19 protein-coding genes are annotated in these 18,765 nt (G+C 67.8%); 8 read left to right on the forward strand and 11 right to left on the reverse strand.

Annotated elements, in window-relative coordinates; all coding sequences use genetic code 11:
- Positions 1-191 precede the first annotated feature (191 nt).
- Positions 192-851 carry a TetR/AcrR family transcriptional regulator gene (locus tag H7I57_RS03080; RefSeq protein WP_264021825.1) on the reverse strand — a complete coding sequence of 220 codons (660 nt, stop codon included), beginning with the start codon at positions 849-851 and terminating at the stop codon, positions 192-194.
- Between the two features lie 126 nt (positions 852-977).
- Between H7I57_RS03080 and H7I57_RS03085 the strand changes: the two genes are divergently transcribed.
- The 5 genes from H7I57_RS03085 (at position 978) to H7I57_RS03105 (ending at position 6,271) form a co-directional block, all read left to right on the forward strand.
- A complete protein-coding gene (locus H7I57_RS03085; RefSeq protein ID WP_264021826.1) occupies positions 978-2,114 on the forward strand; it encodes a VOC family protein in 1,137 nt (378 codons plus the stop codon).
- Positions 2,111-3,049, forward strand: coding sequence for a fumarylacetoacetate hydrolase family protein (locus H7I57_RS03090; protein ID WP_264021827.1), 939 nt, complete (start codon positions 2,111-2,113; stop codon positions 3,047-3,049). Before H7I57_RS03085 ends, H7I57_RS03090 begins: the two co-directional genes overlap by 4 nt.
- Positions 3,046-4,596: a bifunctional 3-(3-hydroxy-phenyl)propionate/3-hydroxycinnamic acid hydroxylase MhpA gene (gene mhpA / locus H7I57_RS03095; RefSeq protein WP_264021828.1), complete on the forward strand. Its 1,551-nt coding sequence runs from the start codon at positions 3,046-3,048 to the stop codon at positions 4,594-4,596. The genes H7I57_RS03090 and mhpA overlap by 4 nt, the downstream gene beginning before the upstream one ends.
- A 4-nt stretch (positions 4,597-4,600) precedes the next feature.
- A complete protein-coding gene (locus tag H7I57_RS03100) occupies positions 4,601-5,077 on the forward strand; it encodes an acyl-CoA thioesterase (protein WP_264021829.1) in 477 nt (158 codons plus the stop codon).
- 126 nt (positions 5,078-5,203) lie between these two features.
- Complete coding sequence (locus H7I57_RS03105; protein WP_264021830.1) at positions 5,204-6,271, forward strand: cupin domain-containing protein; 1,068 nt, start codon at positions 5,204-5,206, stop codon at positions 6,269-6,271.
- Between the two features lie 23 nt (positions 6,272-6,294).
- Here H7I57_RS03105 and H7I57_RS03110 read toward each other — a convergent pair whose 3' ends face one another.
- From H7I57_RS03110 to H7I57_RS03130, 5 genes are all read right to left on the reverse strand, one after another.
- Positions 6,295-7,713 carry an SDR family NAD(P)-dependent oxidoreductase gene (locus H7I57_RS03110; RefSeq protein WP_264021831.1) on the reverse strand — a complete coding sequence of 473 codons (1,419 nt, stop codon included), beginning with the start codon at positions 7,711-7,713 and terminating at the stop codon, positions 6,295-6,297.
- A 36-nt stretch (positions 7,714-7,749) separates the two neighbouring features.
- Entirely contained in the window at positions 7,750-8,544 is a 795-nt protein-coding gene (locus tag H7I57_RS03115) for a bestrophin-like domain (protein WP_264021832.1), read from the reverse strand.
- Positions 8,541-9,464, reverse strand: coding sequence for a DMT family transporter (locus H7I57_RS03120; RefSeq protein WP_264021833.1), 924 nt, complete (start codon positions 9,462-9,464; stop codon positions 8,541-8,543). Before H7I57_RS03120 ends, H7I57_RS03115 begins: the two co-directional genes overlap by 4 nt.
- A 9-nt stretch (positions 9,465-9,473) precedes the next feature.
- Entirely contained in the window at positions 9,474-10,382 is a 909-nt protein-coding gene (locus H7I57_RS03125) for an SDR family oxidoreductase (RefSeq protein WP_372510112.1), read from the reverse strand.
- 139 nt (positions 10,383-10,521) lie between these two features.
- Positions 10,522-10,980 (reverse strand): ArsI/CadI family heavy metal resistance metalloenzyme, encoded by a 459-nt coding sequence (locus H7I57_RS03130; protein WP_264021834.1) that lies wholly within the window; start codon positions 10,978-10,980, stop codon positions 10,522-10,524.
- A 102-nt stretch (positions 10,981-11,082) separates the two neighbouring features.
- On the opposite strand from H7I57_RS03130, the gene H7I57_RS03135 reads away from it, so the two are divergent.
- Positions 11,083-11,442, forward strand: coding sequence for an Rv2640c family ArsR-like transcriptional regulator (locus tag H7I57_RS03135; RefSeq protein WP_264021835.1), 360 nt, complete (start codon positions 11,083-11,085; stop codon positions 11,440-11,442).
- 17 nt (positions 11,443-11,459) lie between these two features.
- On the opposite strand, the gene H7I57_RS03140 is transcribed toward H7I57_RS03135, so the two are convergent.
- The 3 genes from H7I57_RS03140 to H7I57_RS03150 are packed head-to-tail and all read right to left on the reverse strand — an operon-like array spanning position 11,460 to position 15,656.
- The gene (locus H7I57_RS03140) at positions 11,460-13,154 is read right to left on the reverse strand and encodes a glycoside hydrolase family 13 protein (RefSeq protein ID WP_264021836.1); all 1,695 of its coding nucleotides are present in this window, start codon (positions 13,152-13,154) and stop codon (positions 11,460-11,462) included.
- Positions 13,151-14,161 (reverse strand): glycosyltransferase family 4 protein, encoded by a 1,011-nt coding sequence (locus H7I57_RS03145; RefSeq protein WP_264021837.1) that lies wholly within the window; start codon positions 14,159-14,161, stop codon positions 13,151-13,153. The genes H7I57_RS03140 and H7I57_RS03145 overlap by 4 nt, the downstream gene beginning before the upstream one ends.
- 55 nt (positions 14,162-14,216) lie before the next feature.
- Complete coding sequence (locus H7I57_RS03150; RefSeq protein ID WP_264021838.1) at positions 14,217-15,656, reverse strand: DUF2252 domain-containing protein; 1,440 nt, start codon at positions 15,654-15,656, stop codon at positions 14,217-14,219.
- Positions 15,657-15,754: 98 nt separating this feature from the next.
- Here H7I57_RS03150 and H7I57_RS03155 point away from each other — a divergent pair, with 98 nt between their 5' ends.
- Both H7I57_RS03155 and H7I57_RS03160 read left to right on the forward strand, forming a co-directional pair.
- A complete protein-coding gene (locus H7I57_RS03155; protein WP_264021839.1) occupies positions 15,755-16,678 on the forward strand; it encodes an NYN domain-containing protein in 924 nt (307 codons plus the stop codon).
- Complete coding sequence (locus H7I57_RS03160; protein ID WP_264021840.1) at positions 16,675-17,046, forward strand: nuclear transport factor 2 family protein; 372 nt, start codon at positions 16,675-16,677, stop codon at positions 17,044-17,046. The genes H7I57_RS03155 and H7I57_RS03160 overlap by 4 nt, the downstream gene beginning before the upstream one ends.
- Positions 17,047-17,062: 16 nt before the next feature.
- On the opposite strand, the gene H7I57_RS03165 is transcribed toward H7I57_RS03160, so the two are convergent.
- Together H7I57_RS03165 and H7I57_RS03170 are read right to left on the reverse strand one after the other, a co-directional pair.
- The gene (locus H7I57_RS03165) at positions 17,063-18,175 is read right to left on the reverse strand and encodes a DUF1214 domain-containing protein (RefSeq protein ID WP_264021841.1); all 1,113 of its coding nucleotides are present in this window, start codon (positions 18,173-18,175) and stop codon (positions 17,063-17,065) included.
- Positions 18,172-18,747 (reverse strand): TetR/AcrR family transcriptional regulator, encoded by a 576-nt coding sequence (locus H7I57_RS03170; RefSeq protein ID WP_264021842.1) that lies wholly within the window; start codon positions 18,745-18,747, stop codon positions 18,172-18,174. The genes H7I57_RS03165 and H7I57_RS03170 overlap by 4 nt, the downstream gene beginning before the upstream one ends.
- Positions 18,748-18,765: the final 18 nt, after the last annotated feature.

Here is an 18,765-nt window from a genome sequence, read left to right on the forward strand (position 1 = left end):
GGGGCTGCCGGAACTGCTCGGTGGGCGCCGCGTCGGGGCGCCGGGCGCGGATCTGTTCGGTGGGTGGGTCCGGCCGGCCGGGACGCGGCAGCCGATGGGTCGCAGGGTCGGGTGGCGGGGTCTCCCCGCCGCGCCGGCCAGGCTGTCCGGGGCGCTGCGGCGGAGTCGTCATCTGCGCAAGTCTGCCTCAACTACGCGGCCGAATCCGGAAGCCCGACGGAGTCGATTTCGGGCAGCGGCAACCGACAGATCCGGCGGGCCTCGTCGGAGGGCATCCCGAGGACCTTGAGGACGTGTTCGGTGACTTTGTCCGCGGTGGCGGCGACGTCACGATCCGGTTCGTCGCGGAGCAGTTGGCCGAGACCGAGAAGCGCCCCACCGACGACGGCCATGACCACGCCGAGATCGTCCACCTGGAATCGGCCCGCGGCCACCGCGGCGGCGATGTCGCGCCGGGCGCGCGGTGCCACGCCACGGTCGGAGGACAGCAGAGACAGCCCGCTCGAGAGCAGCACCCGACTCTCCTGCGGCCGATGGCGGAACAGCCGACCCGTCAGGCGGAAGCTGCGGGCGAACGTCTCTGCCGGGTCCTCCGACGACTTGGTGAGTTCGTCGAGCAGCGCGCCGTGTAAGTCCAGCACCTCGGTAAGTGCCACTTCGAACAGTTCTTCCTTGCTGGTGAAGTGGTTGTAGAACGAACCCATGCCGACGTCGGCTGCCTGGGTGATCTCGAGGACAGGGACGTTGAGCTTCCCTTCCGCGATGAAGAACTGCGCCGCCCTGATCAGCGCGGCGCGCGTCTTCTGCTTGCGGCGCGCGAGGCGGTTCGGCGGCTCGTCCGGTTGCGCCATCGACACTCTCCCTCCGCGAATCGAGTCATTGTAACCGCCTTCCTCATTTGTGAGGATTTCGTCAGAACTGCTTGACTGAGGATTACGGCGCATGTGACGATTTCGTCAGAACTATAGGAGGTACTGATGAGCGAGGCCACGGACGCGCACCGCGACCTGCACTGCGAGCAGGGTGCGCGCAAGGGCGAGCACCCTGGCCGGTCCCGCAATCCGGTGATCAAGGTCCGCGACATCGCGTGGTTGGAGTTCGAGAAGCCCGACCTGCTGCGCGCCGAGGCGTTCGCGCAGGCGTTCGGCTTCTCCACGGCGATGCGCAGCGAGGACGAACTGCAGTTGCGCGGCGGCGACGCCGGCGCTCCGTGCCTGATCGTGCGTCGAGGCCCACGGTCCCGTTTCGTCGGGACCGCGTTCACCGCTCAGCACAGGGCCGACGTGGTGCGCCTTGCCGAGGAAATCGGTGTCGCGGCGCGCCCGCTACCCGAGAGCATCGGCGGACTGAGCGCCGATCTCGTCGACCCCAGCGGCATCCCGGTCCGCATCGTCGCCGACACCCACGCGCTGGCGCCGCTCCCACCGCAACTACCCCAGGTTCTCAATGTCGGTCATGACCTGTTGCGCGCCAATGCGACACAGCGGCCACGGCGCATCCCCGCGCGGGTGCAGCGGCTGGGCCATGTCGTGCTGCAGAGCACCAGATACCTCGAGACACTGAACTGGTACCTGGACCACCTCGGGATGATCGTCAGCGACTTCCTCTACTTCCCGGGCCAGCGTCACCTCGGACCGGCGATGAGCTTCATCCGCTGCGACCGGGGCGACACCCCGGCCGACCACCACACCCTGGCCATGGCGCTCGGACCGCGAAACCGCTACGTGCACTCCGCCTATCAGGTCAGTGACATGGACGCACTGGCCGCGGGCGGCGAGTACCTGCGCGACCGCGGATACCACCGATCCTGGGGAATCGGTCGCCACATCCAGGGCAGCCAGATCTTCGACTACTGGCGCGACCCCGACGGTTTCCTCGTCGAGCACTTCGCCGACGGCGACATGTTCGACAGCAGCCTCGAACCCGGGTGGGCGGCCTTCACCGCCACCGGACTCGCGCAGTGGGGCCCACCTGTCACCAGAGACTTCCTCGGTATCACCCCCGGGCGCGAGTCGGTCGAGGAACTGCGCGCGATGTGGCGCGCTGTGCGCGAGCACGACAACGAATTCACCCTGACCCGCCTCCGCGGCCTGATGAAAGTAGCGAGCTCATGACCACCACCGTCCTCCGCACCGCCGACGCCTGGTATGTCCGGATCGGCTCCGGCGCAGTGAAGATCGACACCGCCGCAACCACCACCGCGGAGTTGCTGCGAGATCGGGCCGCCATCGACGCCGCGACCGACCGCGCCGCCGCGGTCTCCGTCGACAGGCTGGACCTGGTGTCGCCGGTGACCACCCCGTGTCGGGTGGTCGCCCAGATGACGAACTACGCGTCCCACGTCAGGGACTCGGGCATGGATCCGGCGACCGTGCCACTGACGTTCTTCCGCAAGGCATCCGGATCGATCAACGGCCCCACCGATGACATCGTCAAACCCGCACACGTCCGCTTCCTGGACTACGAGGTCGAGATCGGCGTGGTCATCGGCCGCGCGCTACCGGTCGGCACCACCCTCAACGAGTCCGATCTTCCCGACTACGTCGCCGGCCTCGTTGTCACCAACGACGTGTCGGCCCGCGACATCCAGCTTCCGAAAACGCAGTTCTACGAAGCGAAGTCGTACCCGACATTCACCCCGGTCGGACCGGCGCTGGTGCTGATGGACGCCGACGAGCTGAAACGCTTCAGCGACCTTCGCCTGCAACTGCGCGTCAACGGCGAACTGCGCCAGGACGCCGTCGTCGGCGGCGACATGATCTATCCCCCGCTGCGTGCCCTGCAGGAACTGATCCGGTTCCAGCGACTCGACGCCGGTGATCTGGTGCTGACCGGCACCCCGGCCGGGACGGCGCTCAGCGCTCCCCCCAAACCGATCGAGATGATCGGCGCGCTGCTGCCGCCCGCGTTGAAGTGGAAGGCGTTCTTCAAGAGTCAGTCGAAGAACGTCAAGTACCTGAAGGCCGGCGATGTCGTCGAGGCGAGCGTGGGCACCGATGACGCGGCGATCGACCTCGGAACCCAACGCGCGGTGGTCAGGTACGCGTGAGCGTCGAGCACGTCCCCGTCGTCGTCATCGGGGCGGGCCCCACCGGCATCACCGTGGCGACGTTGCTGGCGCAGTACGGCATCGACTGCGTGATCCTCGACCGATGGGCACAGGTCTATCCCCAACCCCGGGCGGTTCACCTGGACGATGAAATCTGCCGTATCGTCGCCCGCCTGGGTCTCGCCGACGGATTCGCCGCGATCTCACGCCCCGCACACGGGCTGCGACTGCTCGACGGTTCGATGAACGTCCTGGCGGAGTTCAACCGTGATACCGCGTTGAGCGGCAACGGCTTTCCTCAGGCGAACATGTTCGACCAACCCGAGTTCGAGACGCTGCTGCGTGCCAACCTCGAGCGTTACCCGCGCGCCCGGCTACGGGGCGGCGTCGAGGTCACCGAGGTCACCGACGCCAAGCCGGACCGGGTCCGCGTCACCTACACGGATCGCTCCGACGGCACCGAGCACCGCGTCGACGCCGACTACGTCCTCGGATGCGACGGAGCCAACAGCATCACCCGCCGCCGAATCGGGTCCCGCATGCACGACCTCGGCTTCGAACAACGTTGGCTCGTCGTCGATGTCGCGACCTCGGCTGACATCGACCAGTGGGAGGGCGTCCACCAGGTCTGCGACCCGCAGCGCGCCGCCACCTACATGCGCATCGGCGAGACCCGCTACCGGTGGGAGTTCCAGCTGCTGCAGTCCGAATCCGCAGGCGACTACGCCACCCTCGACTCGCTGTTGCCGCTGTTTCGTCCGTGGGTCGACCAGGTGCCCGCGGACGACCTGACCCTGGTGCGCGTCACCGAATACACGTTCCGCGCACAACTCGCCGACCGATGGCGCCGAGGCCGCGTCTTCCTGCTCGGCGACGCCGCCCATCTCACCCCGCCGTTCATCGGGCAGGGCATGGGTGCGGGATTGCGCGACGCGATGAACCTGGCGTGGAAGCTGGCGGGGGTGCTCGACTCCGCCTTGCCCGAGGACGTGCTGGACACCTACGCGCAGGAACGGAAGCCCCACGCCAGGACCATGATCCGGCTCGCGCTGGGTATCGGGCGCTGCATGACAGCGGGCGGCGAACTCGGCAGCCTGACGCGGCGAATGGTCCTGCCTGCACTGCAGCGACTTCCGGGTGTCACCGCCAAGGTGCTGGCCGGCGAGACCCCGCCGTTGCGCCGTTCTGCGTTGGTGCGCAGGGCCCGTACTCCCCGCCGGCTGGCGGGCAGGCTGTGCCCGAACCCGGTGATCACCGGCGGGCACCGGCTCGACGCCGTGCTGGGCGGCGGTTTCGCCGTCGTCACCACCAGCTCACCGAGCCCCCGCGAGCGAGCCCTGATCGAGCAGCGCGGAGCCATCGTTCACGTCACCGGCACGGACAGCGATCTGGGGCGGTGGCTGCGCCGCAGGAGGGCAACAGCCGTGCTCGTCAGGCCGGACCGGGCCGTCATGCAGGCGGGCCGTGACCTCGACCGACTGTGTCAGAGGCTGCCCCGGTACCGCGACCGGTCGTACTCGACGGGGCCGGGCGAGAGGCTAGGTTGACTCCATGGAATCTGGTGCGAGCCCACTCGTCAGCACTGTGCCGCGGCCACACGCGGCGCGACTGGCCGCGACGACGTATCCGGTCCACGGCTCCATGGAGGCCCGGTTCGCCGACATGGACGCCAACGGGCACCTCAACAACGTGGCGCTCGAGACACTGCACGAGAACACCAGAGCGACGCTCAACCGGCGCGTCCTGCCGAGTGCGTACGGGCGCGCGCCGCGAAGCCTGCGCATCGTCACGTCGACGGTCGTCGTGCACTATCTGCGCGAGGCGCCGTGGCCTGCGGTCATCCAGACCGCGAGCGGCATCGGACACGTCGGCCGCACCTCGTTCGTCTCCTCGACGGCCCTCTTCCACGACGACGCCTGCGTGAGCCTGTGCGACACGGTGCTCGTCCTCCTCGACGACAACGGCCCGACACCGATTCCCGACGACGCCCGAGCCCACCTCGCCTCGCTGTGTCTGCGGGTGGACTGAGGCATTGCAGCCAGCAGGAAACGCCACGGTGCGGAATTCGCCATGGCACCGGCTGGTCAGCTTCCAGGACAGCGGAGCTTCGCCGGGGCAGAGTGATCCGCAGCGGCCGAGCCATCAGGAGGAAGCATGACGACGACCAGCATGCGCAGCAGCCACACCGCCTCACTGCTCGACGGCGAGATCGTGGAGGAATCCGCGCTCGGCTCGATCCGGCGCATCACCGCCGACAACCTGCCGATCCTGAAGGGCTTGTCCATCAAGCGGGTGGTGCTCAACCCCGGAGCGATGCGCACCCCGCACTGGCACGCCAACGCCAACGAACTCACCTACTGCATCTCCGGCACCGCCCTGGTGTCGATCCTCGACGACGGCAGCAGGTTCGCCACCTTCGTCGTGACGGCCGGGCAGATGTTCCACGCGGCCTCAGGGTCTCTGCACCACATCGAGAACATCGGCACGGACGTCGCCGAGTTCATCATCGCGTTCCGCGACGAACGCCCCGAGGACTTCGGATTCGGGGCCACCCTGGGCGCGTTCTCCGATGCCGTGCTGGGCAACACCTACGACCTGCCCGCCTCCGACATGGCCAAGATCCGGCGCGACACCAGCACTCTCCCACCCAACCCACCCGCCGACCGCAAGCTGGCCGCCCGCGTCGGCGACCCGGTCGTGCCCACGGCTGCGTATTTCAACGACCCGCACAAGTTCGACATCGAGGCCCAGGCCCCGGGGCTGAACTACGTCAGCGGCAGCGCCCGCTTCGCCCGTGACCAGTACTGGCCGGCGCTCGAGGACATGTCGATGTACTCGCTGCGGGTCACCGAAGACGGGATGCGCGAACCGCATTGGCATCCGGTGACCGCGGAGATGGGTTACGTCCAGCAAGGTGATGCCCGCATGACCGTCATGAATCCCGATGGGACACTGGACACCTGGACCATGACCACGGGCGAGATGTACTTCATCCCGCGCGCCTACCCGCACCACATCGAGAACATCGGCACCGACGAGTGGCACTTCCTGATCTTCTTCGATCAGTCCTTCCCCGCCGACATCGGCTACCGCGCGTCGGCGAGCGCCTACTCGCGCGAGGTGTTGGCCGCCGCCTTCGACACCCACATCGACGACCTGCCGAACTTCCCCTTCACACCGGCCGATCCGCTGATCGTCAAGCGCACCAACCCCGTCGACTGACCGCGCCCTCCCGCGAGCGGCGGCTACCAGTTGGTCGGCGCGTAGTCCTTGAGGAAGCAGCCGTGCAGATCTTCACCGGCCTCCCCGCGCACGATCGGGTCGTACACCCGGGCGGCGCCGTCGACGAGGTCCAGCGGGGCGTGGAAACCCTCGTCGGCCAGCCGCAGCTTGGTCGGGTGCGGACGCTCGTCGGTGATCCAGCCGGTGTCGACGGCTGTCATCAGAATGCCGTCCTGCTCCAGCATTTCTCCGGCGCTGGTGCGGGTCAGCATGTTCAGCGCGGCCTTGGCCATGTTGGTGTGCGGGTGGCCGGGGCCTTTGTACGCGCGGCTGAACTGGCCCTCCATCGCCGACACGTTCACCACGTAGGTGCGGCGGGCCGATGACGCGGCCATCGCCGGGCGCAGCCGACTCACCAGGATGAAGGGCGCCGTCTGGTTGCACAGCTGAACCTCGAGGAGTTCCATCGCGTCGACCTCGTGCACCCGCTGGGTCCAGCTGTTCACGGCGGCGGTGTCGGGCAGCAGCCCGCCCGCGTCGATCGCGGTGCCCGCGGCGATCCGGTCCGCGGACGCGCTGCGGGCGGTCATCGCCAACGAGGACACCGCGTGCGGGGTGTGGTGCTCGGCCAGGCTGCCCGCGAGCGCGGCCGGGTGGGCGTCGCTGACGCGGTCGAACGAGATCACGTCCACGAGTTCCGGCGGCGGGGTGCGCTCCGCCTCGACGAGCGCCGCGTAGGAGCCGGGGGCTCGGCGCACGGTCTGGGCGGCGTTGTTGATCAGGATGTCCAGCGGCCCCTGAGCGGCCACGGTGTCGGCGAGGGCGACGACCTGGGCGGGGTCGCGGAGGTCGATGCCGACGATGCGAAGCCGGTGCAGCCAGTCGGCGCTGTCCTCCATGGCTGCGAAGCGGCGCACGGCGTCGTTCGGGAAGCGGGTGGTGATGGTCGTGTGCGCGCCGTCGCGGAGCAGCCGCAGCGCGATGTACATGCCGATCTTCGCGCGGCCACCGGTGAGCAGGGCATGTCTGCCGGTGAGGTCGGTGCGAGCGTCGCGCTTGGCCCGGTTGAGCGCGGCGCAGTCCGGGCAGAGTTGGTGGTAGAACGCGTCGACCACCGTGTGATGGTTCTTGCAGATGTAACAGGCCCGCGACCGGATCAGCATGCCCGCGGTGGCGCCGGCCGCCGAGGACACCAGCAGCAGTCCGGCCGTCTCGTCGTCGATGCGGCCGGGAGCACCGGTGGCGGTGGCGGCGATGACGGCGCGGTCGGCCGCCGCCACCGCGTCGCGCTTGGCGTCGCGGCGGGCCTTCTTCACCGACTTGAAGATGCCCGCGGTCGCCCTCCGGACAGCGACGGCGTCGGGGTGCTCGGGTGGCAGCGCCTCGATGTCGGCCAGCACCTGTAAACACGTGCTCAGCTTGTCCGGGTCGATAGCGGTCACCTAGGAAGAGTACGGCCTGGAAGAGTACGTGCCTGTTCAGGCCGGATTGCCCTCCAGCACCCTGACGACCTGACGAAGCGGTTCCGGTGAGGTTCCGATGTCACCGATGAACGGATGCGCGAGCAGCAGCACGAGGAACAGGTTGGCGGCCACCAACGCGGCCACCGTCGCCACCATCGAGTAGTGCATGACGGGTGCCTCGACGCCGTAGATGATCGCGCAACCAAGAACCAGCCCGCCGGTCAGGAGGATCACCGCCCACAACGACCAGGGCGGGCCGACGTCGGTGCTGGCCTGCAGCACCCGTTCGGTGCGGGCCCGGCTCATCGTGTTGAGGTCGCTGAGGGAGTTCGCCAGGACGGTTTTCTGGACGTCGCTGCCCGGTGTCACCTGCGTGTAGGCGGTGAAGAGGCGGTCCAGGGCGCTGTCGGCCTCAGGGTAGGAGTGGCCCTTGGCCGCCAACGGCCACTCGGTCAACGCCGCCTGTTCGTACTCGAGCAGGCTGTTCCGCAGGCGGTCCCGATCCGGGGCGTCGAACACGGTGAGGTTCTTGGCCATCTGCACCGCGGCCGAGCCTTCGGCGCGCACCTTGCCGTCGGCACTGTTGATCTGGCCCCACATCGCGGAAACGACGAAGCCGATGAAGAACGCGTAGACGAAAGCGACGACGCCGAAGGCGAACTTGGTGACGTCGTTGTGGGCGTCACCCCTGAGACGGGGGAAACGGTGCCGCAGAAATGCCTGGATGAGCACCGCCCCGCCGGCGATCACGACGATCAGCCCGAGGAGCAGCAGCCCTGACGGGACATTGCTCACCAGCCAATGACTCATCTGATTTCCCCTCTGTCCGGTTCGAGTACGGGCATCGCCTCGACGGCGGTGCCGGGTCTGGCGCGGACGGCCACGAGGCCACCGCCGATGACCAGCGCCATGCCGAGGTAGGTGACCAGCGTGGGCCGGTGATCCCAGACGAGCCAGTCGATCAGCGCGGTGAACACGATGACCGAGTAGATGAACGGCCCCACCTTCTCCGCCGATGCGTAGCGGTAGGCCACAACGATCAGGATCTGGGAGAACAACTGGGCGAATCCGAGGCCGATCAACCAACCCCACGCCTCGGCGGGGAACGGTTGCCAGTCGAACACGGCGATCGGGACCGACATCACGGTGGACAGCAGGAAGTAGTAGAACAGGACCCTGAGCAGGGGTTCGGTGGCTCCCAGCCACCGCACCGACATCATCGCGACGGCCAGGAAGAGCGCGCCCGCGAGCGCGGACATCTCGCCGATGTCGAAGCTCTGTCCCTGGGGCTGCAACACCAGAACCACCCCGGCGAATCCCAGCCCCGCGCCGGCCCAGGTCGGTCCCGACACCCGCTGGCGAGTGACGACCCAGGCGATCAGAGGCATCCAGAGCGGGGCGCTGTAGGTCAGCAGCGTCGCGTTGGCCAGCGGGATCTGCGTGATCGCGAAGAACAGCGCGTACCAGCACGCGGTGCCGGTCACCGCCCGCAGGATGTGCAATCCGATCTTGTCGGTCCGCAACGACGACGTGCCGGCGCGCAGCGCGACCGGTGTGACGAACAACAGGCAGATCAGGTTCTGGAACAGCAGCAGCACTCCCGTGGAGGTGTACTGACCCGACACCTTCGCCAGGGTCCCGACCAGCGCCACGCAGAAGAATGCCGCGGTGGTCAGAGCCGCGGCCAGGAACAGGTTCTCGGGCCGGTGCCCGGTCGCGGTTCGCGACACAGCGGTGCGCTACGAAGGCCGGGCGAGCCGGATGCTCACCGGGGGTGGCGGCGTGGCGACGTCGACGGCAGGCGCGTTGGCGTTCATCCGGTTGGTCTCGCGCTCCAGGATGTTGTTGAGCGCCCGCGGCGCGACGACATCTAGTGCTCGCAGCGCGATCGCCTTGCGCGGCGCGATGCGGATCGGCCGGGTGCGCGCCGCCGTCACCATCCAGTCGGCCGCCTCGTCGGGGCTGAGTGCGGCCACTCCGGCGTACGCGCGGGTCGGGGCGATCATCGGCGTGGCCACCAACGGGTAGTAGACGGTCGTGGAGTGCACACCCGAGTGGCCCCACTCGGTGTCGATGACCCGGCTGACGGCGCTCAGTGCGGCCTTGGATGCGTTGTAGGCGGCGAACATCGGCGAGGATTCCGGCAGCACCCGCCAGGTGGCGACATTGATGATGTGCCCGTCGCCGCGTTCGATCATTCCGGGGGCCAGACCCCGGATCAGCCGTAGCGGGGCGAAGTAGTTCAGTTGCATGACGCGTTCGACGTCATGCCAGCGCGCCAGGGACTCCGCCAGCGGCCTGCGGATGGACCTGGCCGCGTTGTTGATCAGAATATCCACGGCGCCAACCGAATTCACCAGCCTGTCGACCTCATCGAGATCGGACAGGTCCGCCCGCATGGCCGACGCGTGCCCGCCGGACGCGGTGATCCGTGCGACGACCTCGGCCAGCAGGCGTTCCCGGCGTGCGACCACGATGACCGACGCTCCGGTGGCGGCGAGTTTCTCCGCCGCCACCGCACCGATTCCCGACGACCCACCGGTGAGCAGGATCCGCTTGCCCCGCAGATCCACCGGCGTCCGTGTGGGCCACCGCGGCAACGGCCGCATCCCGGCCAACCGCAGGGTCCTCTTGATGTTCGCAATCACAGCCTGTACCTCTGATCGGGTCGGCACATGGCGTGGCCGCGTCACCTCAATGTAGGGCCCTACCAGCGGCCCCGCAGCGGATCTACGTATTCGTCAGGGACCGTCGTCGATCGGCCGCAGCGGTGGTCTCGGGACCCCGTCAGCAGGAGGCTTTCGCGGTTTCGGCGGTGCCGCAGCACGCGCCCGCCTCGGCGGTGCCGCCCTGGGTGTGTTGCGGACTGGTGCCGAAGGTGTCGGAGTCCGACAACACCGTGTAGACCTCCCACTTCTCCCCCGCCGGACCGGTGACCCACACCTTGTCCTGGGTGGCGAAGCAACAGGTGGTGTTCATCTCCTCCTCGGTGAACAGGCCCTCGCCGGCGAGCCGGGCGATCTCCGCATGCACCGTGGCGCTCTCGGCCACCTCCACGCCGAGATGATTGAGCGTGCCCCCCTTGCCGGGGTTCTCGATCAGCACCAGTTTGAGGGGCGGCTCGGTCATCGCGAAGTTGGCGTACCCCTCCTTGATCTTGGCGGGCGCGGTGTTGAAGAGCTTGGAGTAGAACGTGATCGCTTCGTCGAGGTCGTCGACGTTGAGGGCGAGTTGAACTCGGGACATGGGCTGAATCCTCCGAACCTGTGAGACTTATATCGAATTGGCTTGCAGGCACCACCCTGCCACCTTTTTGATATATGTCAACATCGATGGCAAGATCGAATCATGCCCAAGGCCCTGCCGACGATCGACATGTCCGCTCCGGTGTGCTGCGCGCCTATGGCCGCCGGGCCGATGAGCGACGACGACGCGCTCGAGGTGGCGCTGCGCCTCAAGGCGCTTGCGGACCCGGCGCGGGTCAAGATCATGTCGCTGCTGTTCAGTTCCGCGGCAGGCGTCCAGAACAGCGGCGAACTCGCCGCACTCCTCGAGCTCAGCGAATCCACGGTCAGCCACCACCTTTCACAACTGCGCAAGGCAGGATTCGTCGAATCCGACCGGCGGGGCATGCACGTCTACCATCGACCGGCCCGCGACGCGGTCGGAGCGCTGTGCGTGGTGCTCAACCCCGACTGCTGCGCGTGACAGGGCCCGCGGTCCGTTCAGGCCGAAAGGTAGATACGCGCGTCCCAGCCAGTCATCTCGAGGCAGGAGTGGGATCCCGACGTCACCGTGGCCGGCGTGCCGGGAAGGTTGCCGAGGAGTAGATCGGCCCCGAGCCATTCCCGCCCGACTTCGACGGTCCGCGGATCGCGCCCGCAGTTGGCGATGACGAGGAGGCTTCCGTCCGGCGAGGTCCTGGTGTACGCCCAGAGGTGGGGATCGTCTTCCATCAGCGGCGTGAAGTCGCCGTCCACCAAGAGGGGCAGTTCGTGGCGGAGGCGGATGAGAGCCTGGTAATGCGCGAAAACCGTTGCCGGTGAGTCGATCTGGGACGCAGCGTTCAGCCAGGTGTGGTTGGGGTTGACCGACAGCCAGGGATCGCCCGCGGTGAATCCGGCGTTCGGTCCCGCGTCCCACTGCATCGGCGTGCGGGCGTTGTCGCGGCCGATCTTGGCCAAGCCGGCCAGTGCGGCACCCTCGTGGCCACCGATGGCGAGCACGCTCGCGTAGTAGTTCACCGCCTCGAGGTCCTTGTGGTCCTGCGCAGTTCGGAACGGGTAGTTCGTCATTCCGATCTCCTCGCCTTGATAGACGAACGGCGTGCCGCGCATGCCGTGAAGGATCGTCGCGAGCGCCTTCGCCGACGCGGCCCAGAAATCGGCGGTGTCGTCACCGAAGCGCGAGACGACCCGAGGTTGGTCGTGGTTGTTCCAGTACAGGCTGTTCCAACCGATTTCGCCCAGCGCGGCCTGCCACCGATGGAGCGTCTTCTTCAGGACGACCAGGTCCAGACCCCGGTAGTCGAACTTGCCCGCCGGGCCGTGGTCGACGGACACGTGCTCGAACTGGAAGACCATGTCCAGCTCGTGGCGGGCCGGATCTGTGTAGAGCCGCGCCTGTTCCGGCGTCACCCCCGGCATCTCCCCGATGGTGATGAACTCGCCGTCGCGACCGGTGAAGACCTCGCGTCGCATCTCGGCGAGGTACTCGTGCACGTGCGGCCCGTCGGCGAACCCGTCGAAGGCGACGACGAACCGCTGCCCCTGGATCGCCGATGCATCGGGGAGCCCCTCGACCTTGGAGATGAAGTTGATGACATCCATGCGGAACCCGTCGACACCACGGTCGAGCCACCAGCGCATGAGGTCGTGGACGGCCTCCCGAACCTCGGGATTGTCCCAGTTCAGGTCGGGCTGCTTGCGGTCGAACAGATGCAGGTAGTACTGGCCGGTGTGCTGGTCCCACTCCCACGCCGAGCCGGAGAAGAACGAGGCCCAGTTGTTCGGCTCGGCACCGTCACGGCCGTCGCGCCACACATACCAGTCCCGCTTCGGGTTGTCGCGCGAGGACCGCGACTCGACGAACCACGGATGCTCGTCGGAGGTGTGGTTGACGACCAGGTCCATCACCAGCTTCATCCGGAGTTCGTGCACCCGCGCAAGCAGCACGTCGAACTCGGCCAGCGTGCCGAACAGCGGATCGATGTCGCGGTAATCGCTGATGTCGTAACCGTTGTCGGCATGCGGTGATCGGTAGATCGGCGACAGCCAGATGACATCGACCCCGAGTGTCTGCAGATGGTCGAGACGCTCGATGATGCCCCCGAGGTCGCCGACCCCGTCGCCGTCGGAGTCGGCAAAGCTGCGCGGATAGATCTGGTAGACGACGGCAGAGCGCCACCATTCCGCGCTCATGTCCGGTTGCCGATCACGGCGCGGTACACGGTGACGTACTCGTCGATCATCGTGGTGACGGTGAAGCGTCGGGCGGCGTGCTCAGCGATTCCGGTTCGGTAGAGCTCGCCTGCGCGGCCGACGGCGGCGACCGCCGAATCGAGGTCGTCGACGAGAAATCCGGTCACGCCGTGGGTGATCAGCTCGCCCATCGAGCCACGGGCGTTGGCGATGACGGGCGTGCCGCAGGCCATCGCCTCGACCACGCTGTAACCGAACGGTTCGTCGAAGTCGATGAGGTGGAGCAGCGCGTGTGCGCCGCCGAGAACCTCGGTGCGTGACTCCGCGCCGACGGGGCCGAGGTAGCGCACCTGTTCGCCGTCGACGTGCGGCGCGATCTCGTCGCGGAAGTACTGCTCGTCCTGGATGATGCCCGCGACGTCGAGCCGACGGCCGCACCGGCGGGCGACCGCGATCGCGTCGGCGGTGCCCTTGTCGGGGTGGATCCGGCCGAAGAACAACAGATGCTCACCGGGATTCGGGTGGATCCCGAACTCCTCGACGTCGATGCCGTGGTGAATCGTGGCGGCGTAGTGCAGGTTCGGGTGCCGATCGGCGTCGCTGATCGACACATACGTCGTGGTGCGGTCATAGCGTTCGTAGACGGGGACGATGCGATCGGACGAGAACCCGTGCACGGTGGTGACCACCGGGGTCGCGACGAGGCCGCTGTAGGTGAGCGGCAGGAAGTCGAACCCGTTGTGGATGACGTCGAATTCACCGGCCCGCTCGAACACCGACGCGATATGGAGGCACTCGGCGACCTTCGGGTCGATCGTCGTGTCCTCGGACCACCCGGCCGGAGCGGTCGCGTGCAGGGTGGCCGTGGTGATCGAGTCCGCGGTGGCGAACAGCGTCACGTCATGACCGGCCGCCACCAATCCTTCGGCGAGCAACGACGCGAACTGTTCCCACGGCCCGTAGTGCCGGGGCGGCGTCCGCCACGCGATCGGCGCCAGCACGGCCACGCGGATCGGGTCACTCGCCTCGCCGTCGATGAGAATGAGTTCAGGTTACCCGCGCCTACACCCCACGCTCGACCGGCAGTCGCCCCTTGTCGACGGCTGCCACCAGCGCGGCGTGGTCGGCCTCGGTCTGGTCGGCGTACCGGCGCGCGAAGACGCACAGCGCGTCGTCCACTTTCTCCGAGCGGCCCATGTAGCCGGCGATCATCGAGGCGCCGCTGGTTCGCGCATGGCCTTTGGCCAGCAGCTGACCGACGACGCCGGTGTAGTCGACGAGGGCCTTGGGATCCATCGCGTCCAGCGGGATGGTGCCCTTCATGTTGCGGAACTGTCGCACGTAATACTGCAGGCCGTTCACGGTCGTCCAGCCCAACAGCGGGTCGCTGACGGTCTGCAGCGCCTGCTGGTACTCGACCACGCGCTGCCCTTGGTGCGCGTGCCACGCCGATTCGCCGTGTACGTAGCGCGCCAGGACCGAGCGGCGGGCCTGCTTGAGTTGCAGGAACACCACGTCTTCCGGCGAGGAGCCTTCCAGCAGCGCCACATACGCGCGCAACCCGACGCTGCCCACGCCGACGACCTTGTGCGCGACGTCGAGCAGGGTGTAGCCGCCCAGCACGCGCCGCCAGTGCGTGGACAGGGTGGGCAGATAGTCGTCGAGCGCTTCGGCCAGCGCCTCGGCCTCGGTCTCGGGCAACCGGGTGATCAACGGCGGCTCCTCGACGATCCTGCGGACCCCGTCGACCTCCTGGGTGAATCGGGGCAGTGCGCGGTCGCTGGTGCGGTTGCGCGCCCGTCTGGCCGAGCGCCGCACTTCGTCGTTCAGCGGACCCTCCGTCTCGCCCGCCAGCCGGTCCACGTCCAGCCGCGTGAAAGAGCGCGAGAACAGCGGCTGGTCGGCCAGCCGGCGCAACTCGAGGCGGTACGCCGACACGCACGAGCGCACCGCTGCCTCGCAGTCGTCCTCGGACGCGCCGTTGTGGCGCCCCGCCACCCAGATGCTGGCCACCAGCCGCCGCAGGTCCCACTCCCAGCAACCCGGATGGGCCTCGTCGAAGTCGTTGAGATCGATCACCAGGTCGCGTTCCGGTGATGCGTAGAAGCCGAAGTTGCCCAGGTGCGAATCCCCACAGACGACCGGCGTGATGCCCGTCGACGATAAGCGGGCCACGTCGTCGGCCATCACCACGGCGGTGCCTCGCAGGAAGCCGTACGGCGAGGCGGTCATGCGTCCGACGCGCACCGGGATCAGGCGGTCGAGGCGGCCGCGGTGGTTGACCTCGATGAGGTGTATCGGGTCCGGCCGGTCCGGCGGCGCGGTCCAGTCGGCCAGCGAGCGCCGGGGCACTCGTTTGCGCAGGCTCTTGCCGAGCGCATACCGCTCGGCGCGGGTCACCGGCCGCTGTCGCAGCGAGTGGTAGGCACTGCTGTCGGTCTCGGCCAGCACGGTGTGTCTCGTCGGCTCGCGGCCCCATGCGGCACTGCTCACCGCTGTCATGTTGCGCCGCTCACCGATGGCGCGGGGCGACTTGAGTGAATCCTCACCGAGCGACGCTAACCACTCCGACCGGACCGCGCATCGACCAGACTGGGCCCATGACGGATTCCGGCGCGACCCGCGTTGCGGTGTACCTCGACTTCGACAACATCGTGATCTCGCGATACGACCAGGTGAACGGGCGCAACTCCTTCCAGCGCGACAAGGCCAAGGGCCTCGACGAGGATCCGGGCCGACTGGCCCGCGCCACCGTCGATGTCGGCGCGATCATCGACTTCGCGTCCTCCTTCGGCACGCTGGTGCTGACGCGTGCCTACGCCGACTGGTCGGCCGAGATCAATGCCGGCTACCGCGGCCAACTGGTGGGACGCGCCGTGGATCTGGTGCAGTTGTTCCCGGCGGCGGCGTACGGCAAGAACGGGGCAGACATCCGGCTGGCCGTGGATGCGGTCGAGGACATGTTCCGGTTACCCGACCTGACGCACGTGGTGATCGTCGCCGGTGATTCCGACTACATCGCGCTCGCCCAGCGGTGCAAGCGCCTGGGCCGGTATGTGGTGGGCATCGGCGTGGCCGGATCGTCGAGCCGCATGTTGGCGGCGGCGTGCGACGAGTTCGTCACCTACGACGCGCTGCCCGGCATCCCGGTGTTCGAGCCGACCCCGGCTGCCGACGACAGTGCCGAGAAGCCGCCGCCGAAGAAGCGCTCGGGACGGGCGAAGGCCGTGCAGCAGCGCGAGACACCCGAGGAGCCCGAGACAGAGGAGCCGGAGACACCCGATCCCCAGGCCGCGGCGACCGGGCTGCTGACCCGCGCGCTGCGGATCGGCCTGGAAAAAGACGATGCCGACTGGCTGCACAATTCCGCGGTGAAGGCGCAGATGAAACGCATGGATCCCTCGTTCAGCGAAAAGTCGCTCGGTTTCAAGTCTTTCAGCGACTTCCTGCGATCGCGCTCCGACGTCGTGGAGCTCGATGAGAGTTCGACGACGCGGATGGTGCGGCTCCGGGAGAAGGCATGACGATGGACTCCCGGTTGCGGGAAATGCTCGACGAGTTCGAACTGCGCAAGCTCGTGAACAGCTACTGCCGCGCCGTCGATCGCGGCGACATCGCGCATCTGCGCAGCCTTTACCATCAGGACGCCGCGGATGACCACGGCGGCTTCTCGAAAAGGTCGGCCGACGATTTCCTCGGCAAGTACGAGAAGCGTTCCGGTGCATGGGGTTTCACAGAACGCAGGATCGTCACCGACTGGGCACACGTGAACGATCCGTCCACCGTGGACCTGAGCCACCCCATCACCAGGGACACCCCGAAGGGCAGCACAGGTGCCGACGACCCGTCACACGGGTTCTTCTCGCTGCTGGGCGGCCACCTCGAGCGCTGAGGGGCTACCCCGCCCGTCACGAAACCGAGGTCGGCGCCTCCGACAACGTCACCAGTTCGGCCTGCGGCCGGGCGGGCACCTCCTCGGCGTGGAACCAGCGGAACGCCAGATTGCCGCGCGGATAGTCCACGGTGGACACCGAATTCGGGTGATCGGTCATGCCCTTGGAGATGACGATGGTCACCGACCCGTCGCTGTTGGGAATCGCGGTGCGCGCGTTGACCGACACCCGGGCGTCGGTCACGATGTGACCGCCCATGAACTGGTTCCACACCACCATGTTCCAGAATCGGGATACCGGTGGGCGATGGGTGACCACCAGGGCTTCGTCGTCCTCGAGGACGAAGCTGCCGTACGAGTAGCACGCATCGCGGGCCGACCAGCCGAAGTTGCTGTCCTGCACCTGGTACGGCTCGCCGAATTCGTTTGCGAGCTGGGCGGTCTGGTGACCGAGCGCGTGGGTCTCGTCCACCCTCGCCCCGACCGCCAGCGGCACGATCGCGAACATCGTCCGCAACCACGCCGCACAGGCCCGCAACGCCGCCGCCGTCTCGGCGTCTCCGTGCCGGATCGGGTCGGGATCCTCGAGCGCCTCGATCTTCCAGCTGACCGGCCGTCCGGTGAGCGGATCGACCTGGTAGTCACGGGTCACCAGCACCGCCATGCCCGGCAGCGGGCCGATCTCGAACGCGAAATCGCCGGTGGTGTCGATGGCGCCCGAGGTCTCCAGGTCGCTGTCGTTGACGATCTTGACCACCCGGTCGGACCAGGTCCCTGGAGCGGGTTCGTTGTAGGCGGTGACCGAGAAGTAGACGCTGTCACCACGATTGCCGCTGATCCGGTAGCGCCGCCGATCGTCCACCGGGCACATGTGGTACCACGCGTCGGTGTTGTCGCCGCCCCACCGCCGGTCCCGGCGGAACGGGGTGTTCAGTTCGACGAACCGGGGCCTGCTCGGCTCGGGGAACAGGTAGGTGTCGAAGGCCACCCCGAGCGTGGTGGCCAGCATCCGGTACCCGTCGGCGAGGTGGCGGTCGTCGGTGACGGCACGGTCCCCCTCGAGGAAGCTGCGATCCAACCCGCCCAGGGTCTCGAGCAGTTCCCGCCATGCGGCGGTGGATTCGGTCATGCGCTGATTCCTCTCACGATAAGGGTGGCGGCCCGGTCCATCCAGCCGTCATCGAGTGCTGTTCCGCGGGTGAGCAACGACACGAGGGTGATACCGGCGACGGCCTCGGCCAACTCGTCCGCGGACACCTCGGAGCGCACCTCCCCGCGCTCGACGGCGCGGCGCAGGAAGTCTCCGAGACCGCCGGTGATGATGTCGCCGAACCGGGTCAACAGTGCGGCGTGCAGGGTGGGGTCGGCGGCCATCTCGCCGATCAGTCCCGGAAGGGCGGCACGCGCGGGTGGCGCGGTCAGGACGTCGGCGACGCGCCGCACCATTTCCCGGACGTCGGCGGGAAGCGAACCGGTGGCTGGGATCTCGGTCGACTCGTCGATCGGGAACACCGCCTCGTGAACCAGGTGTGCCTTGCCCGGCCAGCGACGGTAGATGGCGGGCTTGCTGGTTCCGGCGCGCCGGGCGATCGTGTCCACCGTCAGTTCGGCGTACGGGACCTCACCGAGCAACTCGACGGTCGCGCTCAGCACAGCGTCGTCGATCTGCCGGTTCCTGGGGCGTCCCAGCTCTGTTCTCATTACGTGACTCAGAGTAAC

This window comes from Mycolicibacterium pyrenivorans, assembly GCF_025821625.1.
Taxonomy (GTDB): Bacteria; Actinomycetota; Actinomycetes; order Mycobacteriales; family Mycobacteriaceae; genus Mycobacterium; species Mycobacterium pyrenivorans.

Bases quoted from the DNA above. Each gene is read 5' to 3' on its own strand.
- H7I57_RS03115 (WP_264021832.1), bottom strand. From the start codon at position 8,544: ATGAGTCATTGGCTGGTGAGCAATGTCCCGTCAGGGCTGCTGCTCCTC.
- H7I57_RS03105 (WP_264021830.1), top strand. From the start codon at position 5,204: ATGACGACGACCAGCATGCGCAGCAGCCACACCGCCTCACTGCTCGAC.
- H7I57_RS03160 (WP_264021840.1), top strand. From the start codon at position 16,675: ATGACGATGGACTCCCGGTTGCGGGAAATGCTCGACGAGTTCGAACTG.
- H7I57_RS03100 (WP_264021829.1), top strand. From the start codon at position 4,601: ATGGAATCTGGTGCGAGCCCACTCGTCAGCACTGTGCCGCGGCCACAC.
- H7I57_RS03085 (WP_264021826.1), top strand. From the start codon at position 978: ATGAGCGAGGCCACGGACGCGCACCGCGACCTGCACTGCGAGCAGGGT.
- H7I57_RS03090 (WP_264021827.1), top strand. From the start codon at position 2,111: ATGACCACCACCGTCCTCCGCACCGCCGACGCCTGGTATGTCCGGATC.
- H7I57_RS03170 (WP_264021842.1), bottom strand. From the start codon at position 18,747: ATGAGAACAGAGCTGGGACGCCCCAGGAACCGGCAGATCGACGACGCT.
- H7I57_RS03165 (WP_264021841.1), bottom strand. From the start codon at position 18,175: ATGACCGAATCCACCGCCGCATGGCGGGAACTGCTCGAGACCCTGGGC.
- H7I57_RS03140 (WP_264021836.1), bottom strand. From the start codon at position 13,154: ATGAGCGCGGAATGGTGGCGCTCTGCCGTCGTCTACCAGATCTATCCG.
- H7I57_RS03135 (WP_264021835.1), top strand. From the start codon at position 11,083: ATGCCCAAGGCCCTGCCGACGATCGACATGTCCGCTCCGGTGTGCTGC.
- H7I57_RS03155 (WP_264021839.1), top strand. From the start codon at position 15,755: ATGACGGATTCCGGCGCGACCCGCGTTGCGGTGTACCTCGACTTCGAC.
- H7I57_RS03080 (WP_264021825.1), bottom strand. From the start codon at position 851: ATGGCGCAACCGGACGAGCCGCCGAACCGCCTCGCGCGCCGCAAGCAG.
- H7I57_RS03130 (WP_264021834.1), bottom strand. From the start codon at position 10,980: ATGTCCCGAGTTCAACTCGCCCTCAACGTCGACGACCTCGACGAAGCG.
- H7I57_RS03150 (WP_264021838.1), bottom strand. From the start codon at position 15,656: ATGACAGCGGTGAGCAGTGCCGCATGGGGCCGCGAGCCGACGAGACAC.